This is a genomic window from Bradyrhizobium sp. CCGUVB23, assembly GCF_024199885.1.
In the GTDB taxonomy this organism is placed as follows: Bacteria; Pseudomonadota; Alphaproteobacteria; order Rhizobiales; family Xanthobacteraceae; genus Bradyrhizobium.
Genome location: NZ_JANADQ010000001.1, coordinates 3,415,383 through 3,433,732, shown reverse-complemented (window position 1 = coordinate 3,433,732; position 18,350 = coordinate 3,415,383). Strand labels below are relative to the sequence as shown.

At 65.2% G+C, this 18,350-nt stretch carries 13 protein-coding genes; 4 read left to right on the top strand and 9 right to left on the bottom strand.

The window, feature by feature from the left end; all coding sequences use genetic code 11:
• Nucleotides 1–118: 118 nt before the first annotated feature.
• Together NLN62_RS15675 and NLN62_RS15670 are read right to left on the bottom strand one after the other, a co-directional pair.
• Entirely contained in the window at nucleotides 119–1,669 is a 1,551-nt protein-coding gene (locus NLN62_RS15675) for an AMP-binding protein (protein WP_027521619.1), read from the bottom strand.
• Between the two features lie 17 nt (nucleotides 1,670–1,686).
• Entirely contained in the window at nucleotides 1,687–2,841 is a 1,155-nt protein-coding gene (locus tag NLN62_RS15670) for an iron-containing alcohol dehydrogenase (protein WP_254109323.1), read from the bottom strand.
• Nucleotides 2,842–3,213: 372 nt separating this feature from the next.
• Here NLN62_RS15670 and NLN62_RS15665 point away from each other — a divergent pair, with 372 nt between their 5' ends.
• From NLN62_RS15665 to NLN62_RS15655, 3 genes are all read left to right on the top strand, one after another.
• Entirely contained in the window at nucleotides 3,214–4,413 is a 1,200-nt protein-coding gene (locus NLN62_RS15665; RefSeq protein ID WP_254109322.1) for an efflux RND transporter periplasmic adaptor subunit, read from the top strand.
• Nucleotides 4,410–7,565: an efflux RND transporter permease subunit gene (locus tag NLN62_RS15660; protein WP_254109321.1), complete on the top strand. Its 3,156-nt coding sequence runs from the start codon at nucleotides 4,410–4,412 to the stop codon at nucleotides 7,563–7,565. Before NLN62_RS15665 ends, NLN62_RS15660 begins: the two co-directional genes overlap by 4 nt.
• Before the next feature lie 241 nt (nucleotides 7,566–7,806).
• Entirely contained in the window at nucleotides 7,807–9,006 is a 1,200-nt protein-coding gene (locus tag NLN62_RS15655; RefSeq protein ID WP_254109320.1) for an ABC transporter substrate-binding protein, read from the top strand.
• A gap of 100 nt (nucleotides 9,007–9,106) precedes the next feature.
• Here the strand turns inward: NLN62_RS15655 and NLN62_RS15650 are convergent, their stop codons facing one another.
• From NLN62_RS15650 to NLN62_RS15635, 4 genes are read right to left on the bottom strand one after another with little or no spacing between them, the layout of a single operon-like run.
• Nucleotides 9,107–9,496 carry an MAPEG family protein gene (locus NLN62_RS15650; protein WP_254109319.1) on the bottom strand — a complete coding sequence of 130 codons (390 nt, stop codon included), beginning with the start codon at nucleotides 9,494–9,496 and terminating at the stop codon, nucleotides 9,107–9,109.
• Between the two features lie 28 nt (nucleotides 9,497–9,524).
• Nucleotides 9,525–10,607, bottom strand: a complete 1,083-nt coding sequence (locus NLN62_RS15645; protein WP_254109318.1) for a lipocalin-like domain-containing protein — start codon at nucleotides 10,605–10,607, stop codon at nucleotides 9,525–9,527.
• Complete coding sequence (locus NLN62_RS15640) at nucleotides 10,597–13,059, bottom strand: ABC transporter permease (RefSeq protein WP_254109317.1); 2,463 nt, start codon at nucleotides 13,057–13,059, stop codon at nucleotides 10,597–10,599. The genes NLN62_RS15645 and NLN62_RS15640 overlap by 11 nt, the downstream gene beginning before the upstream one ends.
• Entirely contained in the window at nucleotides 13,056–13,709 is a 654-nt protein-coding gene (locus NLN62_RS15635) for an ABC transporter ATP-binding protein (protein ID WP_027521611.1), read from the bottom strand. Before NLN62_RS15635 ends, NLN62_RS15640 begins: the two co-directional genes overlap by 4 nt.
• A gap of 159 nt (nucleotides 13,710–13,868) precedes the next feature.
• Here NLN62_RS15635 and NLN62_RS15630 point away from each other — a divergent pair, with 159 nt between their 5' ends.
• The gene (locus NLN62_RS15630) at nucleotides 13,869–15,200 is read left to right on the top strand and encodes an MFS transporter (RefSeq protein WP_254109316.1); all 1,332 of its coding nucleotides are present in this window, start codon (nucleotides 13,869–13,871) and stop codon (nucleotides 15,198–15,200) included.
• Nucleotides 15,201–15,289: 89 nt separating this feature from the next.
• Here the strand turns inward: NLN62_RS15630 and NLN62_RS15625 are convergent, their stop codons facing one another.
• From NLN62_RS15625 to NLN62_RS15615, 3 genes are all read right to left on the bottom strand, one after another.
• The gene (locus tag NLN62_RS15625) at nucleotides 15,290–16,498 is read right to left on the bottom strand and encodes an MFS transporter (protein ID WP_027521609.1); all 1,209 of its coding nucleotides are present in this window, start codon (nucleotides 16,496–16,498) and stop codon (nucleotides 15,290–15,292) included.
• Nucleotides 16,499–16,829: 331 nt separating this feature from the next.
• Nucleotides 16,830–16,985: a hypothetical protein gene (locus NLN62_RS15620; protein WP_198031703.1), complete on the bottom strand. Its 156-nt coding sequence runs from the start codon at nucleotides 16,983–16,985 to the stop codon at nucleotides 16,830–16,832.
• Between the two features lie 105 nt (nucleotides 16,986–17,090).
• Nucleotides 17,091–18,131, bottom strand: a complete 1,041-nt coding sequence (locus tag NLN62_RS15615; RefSeq protein WP_027521608.1) for an MBL fold metallo-hydrolase — start codon at nucleotides 18,129–18,131, stop codon at nucleotides 17,091–17,093.
• Between the last annotated feature and the right edge of the window lie 219 nt (nucleotides 18,132–18,350).

Genomic DNA, 18,350 nt, shown 5'->3' with positions numbered 1-18,350 from the left:
GCCAACTCGCGCTACAACTTCTCCCTGGGGGTATGGGTCCCGGCCTTCGCCGGGACGACACCGAGATGTTGGCGCGCGCTTGCATCAATCTCACCTACTCGCGTAGGCGCGAGAGCCGTCACACAATCCGCGACGTCTTGTTCCCCCAATAGCGGTCCCGCAGCAGGCGCTTGTACAGTTTCCCCGTCGGCAGGCGCGGCAATTCCTTTTCGAAATCGACCGAGCGCGGCACCTTTTGCCGCGACAGCGACGCCCCGCAGAACGCGATCAGCTCCTCGGCGAGCCCGGGCCCCGGCACCACGCCCGCCATCGGCTGCACCACCGCCTTCACCTCTTCACCGAGATCGGTATTGGGCACGCCGAACACCGCAGCATCGGCGACCTTCGGATGCGTGATCAGCAGATTCTCGCATTCCTGCGGATAGATGTTCACGCCGCCCGAGATGATCATGAAGGTGGCGCGGTCGGTGAGATAGAGGAAGCGGTCTGCGTCGACATAGCCGACGTCGCCGACCGTGCTCATGCTGCCATCGGCCGAGCGCGCTTCCTTTGTCTTCTCCGGATCATTGAAATATTCGAACGCCGAGGCGGTCTTGAACCACACCGTGCCCGCAGTGCCGATCGGGCACTCCTTCATGTTCTCGTCGAGAATGTGCAGGTCGCCGAAAAGCACCTTGCCGACGGTGCCGCGATGGGCGAGCCATTCCTCGGTGTTGCAGGCGGTGAAGCCGAGCCCTTCGGTCGCGCCGTAATATTCGTGGATGATCGGCCCCCACCATTTGATGATGTCGTCCTTCACCAGCGCCGGGCAGGGCGCGGCGGCATGGATCGCGATCTCGAGCGAGGACAGGTCGTGGCGGGCGCGCACCTCCTCCGGCAGCTTCAGCATGCGCGAGAACATCGTCGGCACGAGCTGGGTATGGGTGATGCCCCATTGCTCCACGAGCTGGAGGTAACGCTCGGGGTCAAAGCTCTCCATGATGATCACGGTGCCGCCCATGCGGATCGTCAGATTGACCGCGGCCTGCGGAGCCGAGTGATAGAGCGGCGCCGGCGACAGATAGACCATGCCCTCGCGGTAGTGCCAAAGTTTCGTGAGGAAATCGAACAGCGGCATGTTGTGCCGCGGCGGCTGCTCCGACAGCGGCCGCAAGATGCCCTTCGGCCGTCCCGTCGTGCCTGACGAATAGAGCATCGCCGTGCCCAGCCATTCGTCGGCGATCGGCGTCTTCGGCAGGCCTGTCGTCGCCTGCTCCAGCCCAACGATACGGTCGCTCTCACCGGTCCCATCGACGACGACGCAGAGCTCGACTTTCGGACATTCCTTCAGCGCTTCGCGCGCGATGTCGAGCTTTGCAACCGAGGTGATCAGGATACGCGACTGGCTGTTGGTCAGGATGTAGGCGAGCTCGGCCGACGTGAGGAACGAGTTGACGCAGGTATAGTAGAGCCCGGACCGCTCGCCCGCGCCGCAGGCTTCGAGATAGCGCGAATTGTTCTCCATGAAGATCGAATAGTGGTCGAGCCGCCTCAAGCCCTGCTTGCGAAACAGATGCGCCAGCCGGTTGCTGCGCGCATCGAGCTCGCGATAGGTGACGGTCTCGCCCGTGCCGGCCATGATGAAGGCGGGCTGCAGCGGGCGCAGACGGGCATGCGTACCTGTGTACATCGGTCCTCCGGGTTGCGTTATGCGGCGAGAAGCAGGATTTCGCGCACCTGCGCCGGGCCGTCGATCTTGCGCGGGTTGCGCGGCACCCAGGGCGTGCGCATCGCCTGCTCGGCGATGGCGTCGAAATGCTCTGGCGAGACGCGCATCTCAGCGAGACTGCGCGGCATGCCGAGCGAGCGGATGAAGGCATCGAGCACGTCGGCGGCATCCTTGCCGGGGAAGCCCATCGCGGCCGCGACGATCATCTGGCGGTCGGCATTTTCACGCTCGTTCCAGCGCATCACCGCCGGCAGCATGATGCAGGAGGTATAGCCGTGCGGCACGTCGAAGGCCGCGCCCAGCACATAGCCGATGCCATGGCTCGCGCCCATGGGAACGCCGGCCGCAAGCGCGCCCATCGACAGCCAGGTGCCGAGCTGCGCATTCATCCGTGCGTCGAGATCTGAAGGGTTGGCCTTCACCCGCGGTAGCGCATCGGCGAGCATCGCAAGACCCTTTACCGATTGCGCGTCGGCATAAGGATGTGTCTCGCCCGAGCAGATCGCCTCGACGCAATGGTCGACAGCACGGATGCCGGTCGAGAGGAACAGCCATTCCGGCGTGTGCACGGTGATCGCAGGATCAAGGATCGTTGCGCGCGGCACCATCAGCGGATGGCGCAGCATCTGCTTCACATGGGTGCTGCGGTCGGTGACCCCCGCGATAGCGCTGAACTCGCCGCCGGCGATGGTGGTGGGCACGCTGATCTGGCGCACCAATGGGGCATTCATCTCGGGTGCGACGCCCTTGTGGACGCGGATGCGTTCGATGCCATCGGTGCTGTCGATATCGTTGGCGAGGCAGAGCTGCACCGCCTTGGCGCCGTCGGTGATCGAGCCACCGCCGACGGTGACGATCAGGTCCGCCTTCGCGTCTCGCGCCATGTTCGCGGCCGCGATCACCGCTTCGCGCGGCGTGTGCGCCGGCATGGCGTCGAACAGGCCGGCACAGCGCGCGCCCAGCGCCTGCGTGATCTTCTGGATTTCGTTGGTCTGCCGGTTGAGCGTGCCTGAGACCATCAGGAAGGCGCGGTTTGACCCCAAGCGATCCATCTGCGCCAGAACAGCGCCCGCGGCCGGATGGCCGAACACGACCTCCTCGATCGCGCCGAAAACGACACGCCCTTGATGCACGCCTGTCCTCCCGGACAATTCGTCTTGTTTTTGTACGATCAATCTAGCCGAGCCGCCGGCGCCCGTCATGCGCGAAGACGCTGGGGTTCTCTCTTCTCCCTCGCCCCGCTCTTCGCGGGGAGAGGCGAAGGAGAGAGCGCTTGCGGCGCCTCGCATTCATGAGCCCGCGAATAAGTCCATTCGCGCTCAGCCACCTGATCGCCGGCTGCGCGACCGACTATCTCCGCACAACCCGCCATCCGGCTAGGCGTTCCGCCAAAGATTGAGCCGTCTTCCGTCTTGAAGAGTTCATCATTGAAACCCATCTTGTGCCGCCGGCGGGTAAGCCGGTACCCTGTTTGCCGCCGCAGCCACCAAGGAAGGGGGCAAGACATGAGCGAGCCGAACCCGAGGCATCATCCAGTCCGACGGAAATCCGCGCCGCGTCCCTTCCTCGTGGTTCTGGCGCTGACGGTGACCGGCCTTTTCGCCGGCTGCGACAAGCCGGCCTCGCAGGCGGCAGCTCCGCCGGCGCCTTCCGTCACCGTCGCTCAGCCGGTCAAGCGCACCGTCACCGATTGGGAAGAATTCACCGGCCGCTTCGAGGCCGTGGAAGAAGTGCAGGTGCGCCCGCGGGTCGGCGGCTTCGTCACCTCGGTCGAATTCCAGGACGGCGCGATCGTTCACGCCGGCGATCTCCTTTATGTGATCGACTCGCGGCCGTTCGAGGCGGCCGCCGAGCAGGCTGACGGTCAGCTTTCGGATGCCCGCGCGAAGGTGGAGCTTGCCAAGCGCGAACTCGACCGCGGCCTGAACCTGGTCCAGACCAGTGCCGTCTCCGAACAGGTCGTCGACCAGCGCCGCCAGGCCTTGCAGGCCGCGCATGCCGCCGAGATGCAGGCTGAGGGCGCGCTGAAGGCCGCCAAGCTCAATATCGAGTTCACCCATGTGGCGGCGCCGCTCACCGGCCGTGTCAGCCGTCACCTCGTCAGCCCCGGCAATCTCGTCCAGGGCAGTGACACCGGCACCTCGACACTGCTGACCTCGATCGTGTCGCTCGATCCGATCTACATCTATTTCGACATGGACGAGGCGACCTACATCAAGAACAGCAAGCTCTGGTTCGAGGGCAAGCGCCCCAGCTCGCGCGATACGCCGAACCCGGTGCAGGTGACGCTAGCCGGCGAGACCAAGCCGTCGCATGACGGCACCATCAACTTCCTCGACAACCGCCTCGATGTCTCCACCGGCACGCTGCGCAGCCGCGCTGTCATCAAGAACACCGATCTCTCGATCCTGCCCGGGCAGTTCGGCCGCGTGCGGCTGATCGGCAGCGCGCCCTACGAGGCGCTGCTGATTCCGGACGTCGCGGTCGCGACCGATCAGTCCCGCAAGATCGTCTTCGTGGTCAAGCCTGATGATACCGTCGAGGCGCGCCCCGTGACGCTCGGTCCGCTCGACGAGGGGCTGCGCGTGATCCGCGAAGGGTTGAAGGCCGATGACCGCGTGATCGTTGACGGCATCCAGCGCGCCCGCGTCGGCGCCAAGGTCAGCCCGCATCAAGCGCAAGCGCCGGCGGGTGGCAAGTCATGAACCTCGGCCGCCTCTCCATCAACCAGCCCATCCTGGCGATGGTGCTGTCGATCGTGCTCCTGATCGTCGGCGCGCTCGCCTACACCACGCTGCCGGTCTCCGAATATCCGCAAGTCGTGCCGCCGACGGTGGTGGTGACCACGCAATATCCCGGCGCCTCCGCGCAGACCGTGTCCGACACGGTCGCCGCTCCCATCGAGCAGGAGATCAACGGCGTCGAGGACATGCTATATCTCTACAGCCAGGCGACCTCGAACGGCCAGCTCACCATCACCGTCACCTTCAAGCTCGGCACCGATCTCGACAAGGCCCAGGTGCTGGTGCAGAACCGCGTCGCGATCGCGCAGCCGCGTCTGCCTGAGGAAGTCCAGCGCAACGGCGTCACCACGCGCAAGAACTCGCCCGACATCCTGATGGTCGTGTTCATGCTGTCGCCTGACGACACGTTCGACCAGCTCTACATCTCCAACTACGCGCTGCTCCAGGTCCGCGACCAGCTGCTGCGGCTCGACGGCGTCGGCGACATCCAGATCTTTGGCGCGCGCGACTATTCGATGCGGCTGTGGCTCGATCCCGACCGCATCGCCAATCTCGGGCTGACCTCGACCGAGGTGCTCGCTGCGATCCGGTCGCAGAACGTGCAGATCGCGGGCGGCCAGATCGCCGAGCCGCCGATCGCGGACCGCGCCTTCCAGCCGAACCTCACCTTCACGGGGCGCCTGAAAGACCAGAGGCAGTTTGAGGACATCCTGATCAAGGCCGGCTCCGACGGCCGCACGGTGCGCCTGCGCGACGTCGCCCGCATCGAACTCGGCGCGCTGTCCTACACCACCAACAGCTTCCTGCTGCGCAAATCAGCCGTCGCCATGCTGGTCACCCAGCGGCCCGGATCGAACGCGCTCGCGACCGCCAAGAACATTTCCGACACCATGGCCCGGCTCAAGGCGAGCTTCCCGAAGGGCCTCGACTACAACATCGGCTACAACCCGACCGAGTTCATCGCGCAATCCGTCCATGAGCTGATCAAGACCATCTACGAGGCCATGCTGCTCGTGGTCATCGTGGTGCTGATCTTCCTGCAGGGTTGGCGGCCCGCGATCATTCCGATCATCGCGATCCCGGTCTCGCTGGTCGGCACCTTCGCAGTGATGGCGGCACTCGGTTTCTCCATCAACAATCTCACGCTGTTCGGCCTCGTGCTCGCCGTCGGCATCGTGGTCGACGACGCCATCGTGGTGGTCGAGAATGTCGAGCGCCATCTCGAGCACGGCATGAGCCGGCGCGACGCTGCGCTCAAGACGATGGAGGAGGTCGGCGGCGCGCTGGTCTCAATTGCGCTGGTGCTGTGCGCGGTGTTCGTGCCGACAGCGTTCCTCGGCGGCATTTCCGGACAGTTCTTCCAGCAATTTGCCGTCACCATCGCGGTTGCGACCGCGATCTCCTGCTTCTGCTCGCTGACGCTGTCGCCGGCGCTGGCCTCGCAGATCCTCACGCCGCATGCGGAAAAGCGCCCGCCGGCGCGCTGGAATTTCATCGCGCGCGGCTGGGACGCGTTCACCGGCGTCTTCAACCGCGTGTTCGATCGGCTGTCGCATGGCTATGCTGCCGTCGCCAACTTCGTGATCCGGCATTCGGCGGTGATGCTCCTGATCTATGTCGCGCTGATCGGCAGCGCCGGCTGGCTGATTGCGACCACGCCGCAAGGCTTCATCCCGGCGCAGGATCGCGGCTATGTCATCGTCTCCGTGCAATTGCCGGGCGCGGCGTCGCTGGCGCGCACCACCGAGATCGTCCGCGAGATCGAGCGCATAGCGCTGGATACGCCGGGCATCGTTCGCGTTGCCGCCTTTGCCGGTTTCTCGGGCGCGACGCGCACGCAGGCCGGCAATGCGGCGGCGCTGTTTCCGGTGTTCGACGAGCCGGAGGCGCGGCTGAAGAAAGGGCTGTCCGCGAACGTCATCACGGCCGAGCTGCGCAAGCGGCTGTCGAGAATCGAAGGCGCCTTCATCATCGTCATTCCGCCGCCGGCCGTGCCCGGAATCGGTACCGGCGGTGGCTTCACCATCCGCATCCAGGATCGCCAGGGCCGCGGGCCGGAATTGCTGGCGGCAGCGACCGACGAGCTGGTGGCCGCGGCACGCAAGACGCCGGAGCTTACTTCGGTGTTCTCGCCCTTCACGGCGAACACGCCCCAGGTCTTCGTCGACATCGACCGCACCAAGGCGCAGAAGCTCGGCGTTCCCATCGCCAACATCAACGACACGATCCAGACCTATTTCGGGTCGACCTATGTCAACGACTTCAACCTGTTCGGCCGCACCTATCACGTCACGGCGCAGGCCGACCAGCCGTTCCGGAAAGAAACCAGCGATCTCGCGCGGCTGCGCACGCGCAATGCGTCCGGCGACATGGTGTTGCTCGGCAGCGTGGTCGATTTCCGCGACGTCTCCGGACCCGATCGCGTTGCACGCTACAATCTCTATGCGGCGTCCGAATTGCAGGGCGAGCCGGCGCCGGGCACGAGCTCGACCACCGCGCTCAACGCCATCAAGAAGCTCGCGGACGAGACCTTGCCGAGCGGCTTCTCCTTCGAATGGACGGACCTGTCCTATCAGCAGGTCACCGGCGGCAATGCCGGTCTCTATGTGTTCCCGATCTGCGTGCTGTTCGTCTATCTCGTGCTTGCCGCGCAATACGGCAGCTGGTCGCTGCCGTTCGCGGTGATCCTGATCGTGCCGATGTGTCTGCTCGCTGCTACCATCGGTGTGCGCATCATGGGGCAGGACGTCAACATCCTCACGCAAATCGGCTTCGTGGTGCTGGTGGGGCTTGCCGCCAAAAACGCCATCCTGATCGTCGAGTTCGCCCGCGACATCGAGCTCGAAGGCAAGCCGCGGCTGGAAGCCGTGATCGAAGCCTGCCGCCTGCGCCTGCGGCCGATCCTGATGACGTCCTTCGCCTTCATCCTCGGCGTGCTGCCGCTCGTGGTCTCGACCGGCTCGGGCTCGGAGATGCGGCAAGCCGTCGGCGTCGCCGTGTTCTTCGGCATGCTCGGCGTCACGCTGTTCGGTCTCGTCTTCACCCCGATCTTCTACATGATCGTGCGCAACCTCGCGGACGGACGCGGGAAGAAACAGGCTGCCGCGGCGTGAGGATGATTGGTCATTGTGGCCACCGCCACATCCACAACCTCGGTGTCGCCCCGGCGAAGGCCATAACCACAGGGAGTAGTTGTGGCGGGAGATCGTGATTGCCGGTCTTCGCCAAATTCCTTCCTGTGGTTATGGACCCCGCGCCCATACTAACGGCTGAGGCCGAAGAGGATGGGCAGGGCCGGGGTTCTTCACTAGTATCCGCGCGATTTCAAAACAGAAAACTGCTGGGAGTTAAAATATGAAATCAGCACTTTTGGCCGCCGCTGCCGTGTCCGTGTTGCTGGCGGCGCCGGCGACCGCGCAAAACGCCAATCAAGGCGTCAAGATCGGCATCCTCAACGACCAGTCCGGCGTCTACGCCGATTACGGCGGCAAATGGTCGGTCGAAGCCGCAAAAATGGCGATCGAGGATTTTGGCGGCGAGGTGCTGGGGCACAAGATCGAGCTCGTTACCGCCGATCACCAGAACAAGCCGGATCTCGCCACCTCCATCGCGCGGCGCTGGTACGACGTCGAGAACGTCGACATGATCACGGAGCTGACGACCTCTTCGGTCGCGCTCGCGATCCATGAGCTCTCCAAGGAAAAGAAGAAGATCGACATCGTCGTGGGTGCTGCGACGTCGCGCCTCACCGGCGATGCCTGCCAGCCCTATGGCTTCCACTGGGCCTATGACACCCGCGCACTCGCGGTCGGCACCGGGGGCGCGCTGACCAAGGCCGGCGGCGATACCTGGTTCTTCCTCACCGCCGACTATGCCTTCGGCTATGCGCTGGAAAAGGACACCAGCGAGATCGTCACTGCCAATGGCGGCAAGGTGGTCGGCTCGGTCCGCGTGCCCCTCAACTCGTCGGACTTCTCCTCCTTCCTGCTCCAGGCGCAGAGCTCCAAGGCCAAGATCGTCGGCCTTGCAAATGCGGGCCTCGACACAAGCAACTCGATCAAGCAGGCCGCCGAGTTCGGCATCGTCACCGGCGGCCAGAAGCTCGCCGGCCTCTTGATGACGCTTGCCGAGGTCAACGGCCTCGGCTTGCAGGCCGCGCAAGGCCTCGTGCTCACGGAAGGCTATTACTGGGATCTCAACGACAAGACGCGCGATCTCGGCGAACGCTTCTTCAAGCGCACCGGGCGGATGCCGAGCATGATCCACGCCGGCACCTATTCGGCGACGCTGAGCTATCTGAAGGCGGTCAAGGCCGCCGGCACCAAGGATCCCGATGCGGTCGCCAAGAAGCTGAAGGAGCTTCCGGTCGACGATGCCTTCGCGCAAGGCAAGGTCTTGGAGAACGGCCGCATGGTCCACGACATGTACCTGTTCGAGGTCAAGAAGCCCTCGGAATCGAAGCGGCCCTTTGACTACTACAAGCTGCTCGCAACCGTCCCCGGCGACAAGGCCTTCTTCACCGTCAAGGAGAGCGGCTGCCCGCTGACGAAGTGAGGCAGCGCCAGCGCCGCATTCCTGGTGTCGTCCCGGATCGGCGCTCCGCTTCGCTTCGCTTGTCCGGGACGACGGCTGTGATCGTTGCCGCCGCTCTCCTTCAATGCCCCAGCCGCCAAACCACCGCGACCAGCGCGCCCACCCACAGCGCGATGCTGGCGAAGGCCTGGATGGCAAATCCCGGGCCGCGCTTGGCGGCTTCCTTCGAATAGCCGATGAAATAGACGATGCGACCGACGATCCAGACCGCGCCGATTGCAGCCGCGATGGCGTCACTGATGTAGATCGCGAACAGCCAGAGCGACGGCAGGAAGATCGGCATCCATTCCAGCGTGTTCATCTGGATGCGGAAGGCGCGCTCGAAGTCGGGATGGCCCGACATCGCCGGCACCTTGACGCCGGTCTTCGCGCGCGACCGCGCGACATTGACGCCTGTGAAGAAGCAGAACGCCACGGCCAGCAGCGTGACGAGCGCGGTGAGATGATACATTACAAGGTCCCCTTGAAGTCGCCGGCGCTCAATAGCCTGTTAGCTCGAGATAGCCAACGCCGTCATGGCTGCCGGAGAAGCTGATCGGGCCCTCCCAATAGGAAAAGCCGGTGCCCATCCAGGCGGTGGGATTGAGCGGCTTGCAGGTAATCGTGAACGACCGCGAGGGGATCGCGATCTGCCATTCCACCGGCAGTTTGCGCCCCGCGACCTCCGCCCATCCTTTCGGTGTCATCTGGATGTCGGCGGCAAAGATCTGCTGAGTGCGGCCGTCGGGCGATATCCAGTTGCCGAACGGATCGTCCTTGCCGTCCTTCTGCCGCAGCCGGTAAAGCATCAGCTTGTCGCCCGATGAGAGATGCAGCGAGAGCCAGTCCCAGCCGGTCTGGTCGGGGTCGAGCGGCTGGCTGCTCCATTCGCGGTCCATCCACGCCTGGCCCGACACGTCGATCGGCTTGTCGTCGATGACGAGACTGCCGCGCGCCCGGAAAAACGGCTGGCTGTAGTAATACGACGCCTGGCCGCGCTCGGATTTGCGGCTGAAGCCGGCATCGCCTTGCAGCACCACCGGACGATCGGCTTGAAGCGTCAGCGCATAGCTGAAATCGGTGCCTGACGCCTTCAGCGTCAGCGGCGACAGCACGCGATCATCGGTGCCCTCAGCGCCCTTCATCTCCCAGTCGTTGATCCAGGCCGCGAACGGCTTTGCGTCCACGCCTGCCTGCCCGACGTCGCCGCGGGCGAACAGCTCGTTGAAGCGGTGGGTGTCGGCGCGGGTCACTGCGGCGTGTCCCATCCAGAGCTGCTGATTGGCCCACCCCTCGCGCTGCGGCCCGGCCTCAGTGGCCTGGCGAAACAGCGTCCATTGCAGGCCACAAGCCGCGCCACTGGCATCGATCAGATTCGCCGTGAGGTACCACCACTCGATACGGAAATCCGGATGCGGCCCGTGGTCGGCGGGGAACGAAAACGCCTTTCCAGGCGTCACCTGTGCAAAGCCGTCCGCGGTCTCGCCGAGGCCGGCATAGCCTTGTGCGAACGCGCAGCGCGAAAACGTCAGCGCGGCAAGGCCACCGGCAAATGCGCGGCGCGATAGTCTGTCAGCGCTCATTGGCGAACACCTTCACCAAATTTGCCGGCTGCATCCGCGCGAGCCGCGCCACCGGCAGCAAGGCGGCCAGCAGCGAGGCGAGCAGCGCCACCGCGACCAGCTCGACCAGTTGCAGCGGAAACACGTGGAACGGCAGGCGCCAGCCGAACGCTTTCACGTTGACGATAGCGATCAGGCACCAGGCCACGATGAGTCCTAGCGGTAATGCCAGCAGCGCCGTGAACAGCGCGACCGCCAGCGTCTTGGTCAGTTCGATCGCAGCAAGGCGCGACCGCGTGAGGCCGATCGCCCAGAGCGGCGCGAGCTGCGGCAGGCGGGAATTGGCAAGCGTCAGCAGGCTGGTCAGCAGCGCGATGCCGGCGACGCCGAGGGTGAAGGCGTTCAGTGCTCCGGTCACCGCGAAAGTGCGGTTGAAGATACGGATCGATTCCGCCTTCACCGTTGCCTGGTCGGCGACGCTGCGGTCGTCGAGGGCAAACTGCCTCTGCAACGCCGTGATCAGGCCGGGAATCTTGTCTCGGGGAACGATGAGTCCGATCCGCGTCTGCGGCGTCTGCGGAAAGCGCCGGATCAGCGCTGCGACATTCACGGCGAGCTGTCCCTTGGGATTGCCGTAATCGGCATAGATGCCGGCGATGTCGAGCACCCAGCTGCCGCCCGGCGCGGGGATCTCGATGACGTCGCCGACGCGCAGGTTCAACCGCCGGCTCAATTGCTCGCTGACGAAGGCGGCATCACCCGGCACGAGCTGCGCCCAGGCGCGCGGCGCGGCTTCAAGCAGCGGCCAGCGCTCGCGATAGAGCGCGTGGTCGGGCAGGCCGAGCAGCTCCACGGGGTGTCCCTCCAGTTGCGTCTCCGCCCGCCCGCCGCTCAAAATCGCCTGCACCTCGCTGCGCTCGCGCAGCCAGCTCCGGATCGCAACCGCCTTCGCATTATCGGGCGCGCTGATATAGACGTCGGCGGCGAGCCGCCCGTTCAGCCAGCTGATGAAGGTGCGGCTGAACGTTTCCACCATGGTGGAGACGCCGACATTGACGGCGAGCGCGAGCAGTAGCGCCATCAGCGCCAGCGACAACCCGGAGAGCTGCTGCCGGCTGTCGGCCCAGAACCACAGCGCAAGCGAACGGCGCGCGCGGCGCTGGCCGATCGAGAGGATGATCTCCAGCAGCGCTGGGAGGATCAGCGCCGCGCCCAGCATCAGCGCGGCGAGCACGCCAAAGCCAGCGATCAACGAATCGCCATAGCGCAGCAACAGCAGTGCGACCGCAAACACGGCGAGCGCAGCCGCGCTTTGCAGGATCAGCCAGCGCCGCTGCGCCTGTTGCCAGGCCTGTGGTTGCGCGGTCGCAAGCAAAGGCAGACGCATCGCCTTGATCAGGCTCATTGCCGCCGCGATCAGCGCGCCGGCGATGCTGATGCCGATGCCGGCTAGCCACCATTCGCCGCGCAGCGATAGTTGGCCCGGGATCTGCGCGCCATAGAGCCCGCGCAGCGATGCCACGACATCCGGCAGCAGCGCGGCCGCGATGACATAGCCGCACACCAGTCCCACGAGTCCCGCGGCGAGCGCCAGCACCACTAGCTCGAGCACCAGCACGCTGTTGAGCATGCGTGCGGAAGCGCCGCAGGCACGCAACGTGCGCAGCATCGGCAGCCGCTGCTCGAAGGCAAGGCCGACGGCCGAATTGACGATGAAGAGCCCGACGAAGAACGAGAGCAGGCCAAAGGCGGTGAGATTGAGATGAAAGCTGTCGGTGAGGCGTTCGAGCTCGGTCTCCGCGTTCGGTTCGACCCGCTGCAAGCGGTCACCGACCACGCTCGCAAGCGGCGCAGGTTTGCCCTTGGCCTTGCCGATCAGCAGCCGCGAGAGCTGGCCTTGCTTGCCAAGCAGCCGCTGCGCGAAGCCGATATCGACCACCAGCACGTCGGGCACGAGCTGCGGCTGCGCATGCAGTGGCGGCAGTATTGCGCCGCTGCTGATCAGCGGCGCCGCGCCCTCCGCCGCGTCGAGATCGGCGAGCGTCTCCGGCGCGACGAGCGTTTGGCCGGGTGGGGCGACGAAAGCGCGCAAGTCCGACGCACCGAGCCGCGGCGCGTTGCCGACCTCGGCCGGCAGCGTCACCGGCTCGATGCCGAGCAGGCGGAACGAGCGTCCGTTGATCTGGACGCGGCCCTCCACGACCGGCGAGACTGGCCAGCCGGCGCGGCTGAGCGCGACGAACAGGTCCTGCGAGAACGTCGCGGCATCGGGCGCAACCAGCATCGCCGTGCGCACGCCGCCGAACGTCGCCGCCGCACGGTCATAGGCGTTGCGCGCCTGCTGGTTGATCGCCTGCACACCGCTCCACAGCGCGGTCGCCGCGATCAAGCCGATCAGCAGCGTCGCGAGCTGCATCGGATGCCGCCGCCAGTGGCTCAGCAGCACGGCCAGGATCCAGAGCGCGCGCCTCATGTGATCCGCCCCGCATGCAGCGTGACGTGGCGGTCGAGCGTGCCGGCCAGATGCAAGCTGTGCGTTACCATCAGAAAGCCGCAGCCTGTGCGCGCCACGAGATCGCGCGTCAGGGCCAGCACGTCGTCGGCGGTCGCCTCGTCGAGATTGCCGGTCGGCTCGTCCGCGAGCAGAAGTGACGGCTTGATCGCGAGCGCCCTACCAATCGCGACTCGCTGCTGCTGGCCGCCCGAGAGTTGCTCGGGGTAGCGCCTCAAGAGCTTGCGGAGCCCGAGACGCTCGATCAGCTCGCCGTGCCAGGCGGCATCGTGCCGGCCGGCGATCCGCGCCTGAAATGAAAGGTTGTCCTCGACCGACAGGCTCGGGATCAGGTTGAACTGCTGGAAGACCAGCCCCAGCCGGTTGCGCCGCAGCGCCGCCCGTCCTGCATCCGGCAGCGCCGTCACATCGGCGCTTTCGAGCATGATCGTGCCGCCGTCGGCGGCATCCAGCCCCGCGATCAGGTGCAGCAGCGTGCTCTTGCCGCTGCCGGATTCGCCGGTCAGCGCAACGCGCTCGCCGGGGCGCACGTCGAGATCGACGCCGCGCAGCACATGGACCGGCTCGCCGGCCGAGGAGAAGCTTTTGGAGAGGTTTTTAATGTTCAGCACGATGAATGGCGCCGCACGGAATTAACTGGGATGTTGCGTAGCACAGTTGATGCGAAAATGCCGGGGTTGCGTTGCCGTTCAAGCCGTTGTTAGCTCGCAAGACCGCCAAACAAGACGGCACAAATCAAGAGTGCCGAAAGCGAAAAATCGGGGAGAGAGATGAGCGCTCAGGGAACGCCCAAAACGGCGGGCAGTACGACAGCTGAGGCAACGCCAAAGGGCGCCTGGACCGTCACCTTTCTCCTGTTTCTCTTCATGGTGGTGAATTTCGCCGACAAGATCGTCGTGGGTCTCGCCGGCGTGCCGATCATGACCGACCTGAAGCTCGAGCCGGAGCAGTTCGGCCTGCTCGGCTCATCCTTCTTCTTCCTGTTCTCGATCTCGACCATCGTAGTCGGCTTCATCGTCAACAAGGTGCCGACGCGCTGGGTGCTGCTGACGCTCGCAGTGATCTGGTCGTTGGCGCAGTTTCCGATGGTGGGCACCGTCAGCTTCACCACGCTCCTGATCTGCCGTATCGTGCTCGGCGCGGGCGAGGGGCCGGGCTTCTCGGTCGCCGCACATGCGATCTACAAATGGTTTCCGGACGAGAAGCGCACGCTGCCGACCGCGATCCTGTCGCAGGGCTCGGCCTTCGGCGTCATTCTCGCGGTGCCGGCGCTGAACTGGGTGATCGTCAATCATTCCTGGCACTACGCCTTCGGCGCGCTCGGCATCGTCGGCCTGATCTGGGTCGCGGCCTGGCTCGCGCTCGGCAAGGAGGGACCGCTGGAGGACACGCAGCTCCTGGCGGCCACCGAGCCGAAGATTCCCTATTTCCAGCTTCTCACCTCGCGCACCTTCATCGGCTGCGTGGCGGCGACCTTCGGCGCCTATTGGGCGCTGTCGCTCGGGCTCACCTGGTTCACGTCCTTCATCGTCAAGGGGTTTGGCTTCTCGCAAACCGATGCGGGCTTCATTTCGATCTTGCCCTGGGTATTTGGCGCCACGATCGTCATCCTCACGGGGTGGATCTCGCAGGTGATGATGGCACGTGGCGCGACCACGCGCGTTGCGCGCGGCGTTCTCGGCTCGGTCCCGCTGGTGCTCGGCGGTCTCATCATCGCGGCGATGCCGCACGTGCAGGGTGCGGGCTTGCAGATCGCGCTGCTCGTGGTCGGCTCGGGCCTGTGCGGGGCGATCTACGTCGTCTGCCCGCCAATGCTCGGCGAGTTTACCCCGGCCTCGCAGCGCGGTGCCGTCATCGCGATCTACGGCGCGCTCTACACGCTCGCCGGCATCATCGCCCCGGCCGTGATGGGCAGCGTGATCCAGCGCGCCGGCTCAACGGTCGACGGCTACCTGACCGGCTACACCATCAACGCGGTGGTCATGATCGGCTCCGGCGTGCTCGGCCTGCTGCTGCTCTGGCCGAACACGGAGAAGTCGAGGCTGACCCGCGGCGCCGCCGCGCAGCCCGGCGCGCTGAAGGGCGTGGTGTCGCCGACGTAGTTGGTCGGACCAAAATTCAAGCTGTCGTCCCAAGCTCGCGCTGTGCGCGCCCCGGGACGACACCGAGTGGAGTTGCGTTGCTGGCGGAGCTATCGTCCAGCCTGCTCCCGCCGCTCCGTCAGCAGCGACAGGAACACCGTGGCCACCATGAACACCACCGACGCGCCGAACACCCAGTGCGGCGCGTTCTGGTCCATGATCCAGCCGAACAGCAGCGGGCTGATGATGCCGCCGATATTGAAGCCGGTGGAGACGATGCCGAAGGCACGCCCGGCGGCGCCCGCAGGCGCCGCATTGCGCACCAGCATGTCGCGCGAAGGTGCGATCACGCCGGACAGGAAGCCCGCAACGGTCATCGCAGCCGTCAGCAGCAAGCCGGGCAGTCCGACGAGCGCAATCAGAAGCACGATCGCCGCGTTCGCGGCAAAGCAGGCGGCGGCGAGCTGGCCATGGCGCTCGGTCCGGTCCGCGAGGAAGCCGCCGGCGAGCACGCCGACGGCGCTTGCCCCCAAAAATGCCGTCAGCGCGACATTGGCGGCGGAGTAGGAGGCGGCATAGCCGCTCATCAGCGCCACCACGCCGAAATTGCTGATGCCTGCAACCGACAGGCTGAGCAGCATGAACAGCGCGGTCAGCATGATCAGCGTCGGCGTAATGACCGCCTGTTTTGGCGCGGCTTCGTTTCCGGGTTTCCTCCTGTGCGCGCCGGCGTCAGGAATGTTCATCACGATGAGCAGCAGCGCGCAGAGCACGCCGATCGCGCCCGATGCGATCAGCGCGCCGAAGCCGCCCGAGACCGTGACGAGCGCGGCAACGATCGCCGGCGCCACTGCGCCGCCGAGATAGCCGGCAAAGGTGTGAACCGAGAACGCGCGGCCCATCCGCGCCTCGTCCATGTGCTCGGCGAGGATCGCGTAATCGGCCGGGTGATAGACGCTGTTGGCAAGGCCGAGCAGCACCGCGCAGGTAATCAACGAGGCGTAACTCAGGTGCAGGCCGAGCAGCACCAGAGATAGCCCGCCGATCACGAGGCCCATCAGCAGAATCTTTCGCGCACCAAAATGGTCGACGAGATAGCCGGTCGGCGCCTGAGTCAGGCCGGAAACAACCGCAGACACGGTCAGCGCAAAGCCAAGCTCGATATAGCCGACGCCCAGCTGGGTTTTGAGGAACGGAAACAGCATCGGCAGGACGAGCAGATGGAAATGGCTGACCCAATGCGCGATCGAGATCCCCGTCAGCGTGCGCAGCGCGCTGTCGGTCTTCCCCTGTTGCGGTGCGGCGAGAACGTCGGCCATCGCAGTTCCGTTTCACTTCCTTTTCGGTGCGCTAACTATCGGCGTGAGCGGTTATTTGTCCATGAATGCCGGCGCATGGCAGGTAGTGCCGAGGGATGATTCTCGTATCTCAGCTCGATCCTTAGGGCGGGTTAGTCCTGCGCGGCAATGACGGGAAGCAAGAGCGGACACTATCTCTCACCGTCACCCTGAGGTGCCGGAGCGAAGCGCAGGCCTCGAAGGGCGACGGCCCGGCTGCATCCGGGCCGTTCATCCTTCGAGGCTCCCAGCGCAGTGCAGGCGCACTGCGCTGCTCGCACCTCAGGATGACGGGTCTCGCAAGGGCGCCCCCTTACAGCGGCTCGTCATCCGTGCCGTAACGATCGCGTTTCGGGGTGGCGATGTCGCCGTCTTCGTAATCGTCGTCGGTGTCGCGCGGCGGCTGCGGCTTTTTCTTGTTGTCGTCTGCCTTCTTCGGCGGCGGGTTCTTGTTGCCGGCCTTGGCCATGACCTTCTCCGGATGGTGATGCATCAACGCATGCTAACCGGACCCGCTCCGATCCGCTTGACCTTTCTCAAGCGGTGCTCGGAAAGCACCACAGGGGAAACGCCATCACACCCGGACCACCGGCCCGCCCGCCTTCTTCCAGGCGTCGATGCCGCCGGCGATATGCGCGGTGTTGGCGAGTCCGGCCTGTTTCGCGGCGGCAACCGCCATCGCCGAGCGCTCACCGAAGGCGCAGAAGAACAGGACGCGGCGGCCGGTGGCGGCCGCCACCTCGCGCAGCATGCCGCCGGGCTTCAGGCTCTCCTCGATCGACGGATAGGGCGCATGCAGCGCGCCCTCGAGCATGCCGTGCTTGGCGCGCTCATTGCTCTCGCGCAGATCGACCAAGAGGATGTCGGGCCGGCCGAGTGCGCGCATCGCGTCGACGGCGCTGAGCGCGCGGCCTTCCTTCTCCAATTCCTCCTGATGCAGGCCGACATGCATGTTGGCCGGCACCGCCACATCCATCATCTTCGGATTGGGCAGCTTCAGGTTGGCCATCAGCTCGATATATTCGTCGACCGAGCGCACCTGGAGACGGGGATTGTAACGCTTCTCCTCGCCGATGGTGGAGACGGTGTCGCCCTTGTAGTCATGCGCGGGGAAGACCAGCGTCTCGTCGGGCAGCTTCAACAGGTGATTGAAGATCGAGTCGTATTGCGCGCGCGAAGATCCGTTCTGGAAGTCGGTGCGGCCGGTGCCGCGGATCAACAGCGTGTCGCCGGTGAAGACGCGATCGCCCATGAGATATGAGTAGGAGTCATCGGTGTGGCCGGGCGTGTACATCACGTCGAGCGACAGGCCCTCGATCGTCACCTTGTCGCCGTCGGAGACCCGCATCGCCACCACGTCGGCCTTGCTCTGGTCGCCCATGATGGTCATGCAGTGGGTGCGGTCGCGCAGCTCGCCGAGCCCGGTGACGTGGTCGGCATGCAGGTGGGTGTCGACGGCCTTGACCAGCTTGAGGTCGAGCTCGCGCAGCAATTGGCAATAGCGGTCGACCTTCTCCAGCACGGGATCGAGGATCAGCGCCTCGCCGCCGGCGCGGCTGGCCAGCAGATAGCTGTAGGTTCCCGAAACGCTGTCGAACAGTTGGCGAAAGATCATGGCGGACCCCCGCGTCGGATGATTCAAAATCATACTACGAAGGCCGATTAAAAGAGAAGTATTTTACTGCCTGAACCGGTAAATTCGGAAGATTTTGCTGCTGCTGGGGCCGTCATTCCGGGGCGATGCAAAGCATCAAGCCCGGAATCCATTTGGCCGCAGACCCCGGGGGCGGGATGGATTCCAGGTTCGGTCCCGCGGACCGCCCCGGAATTGCGG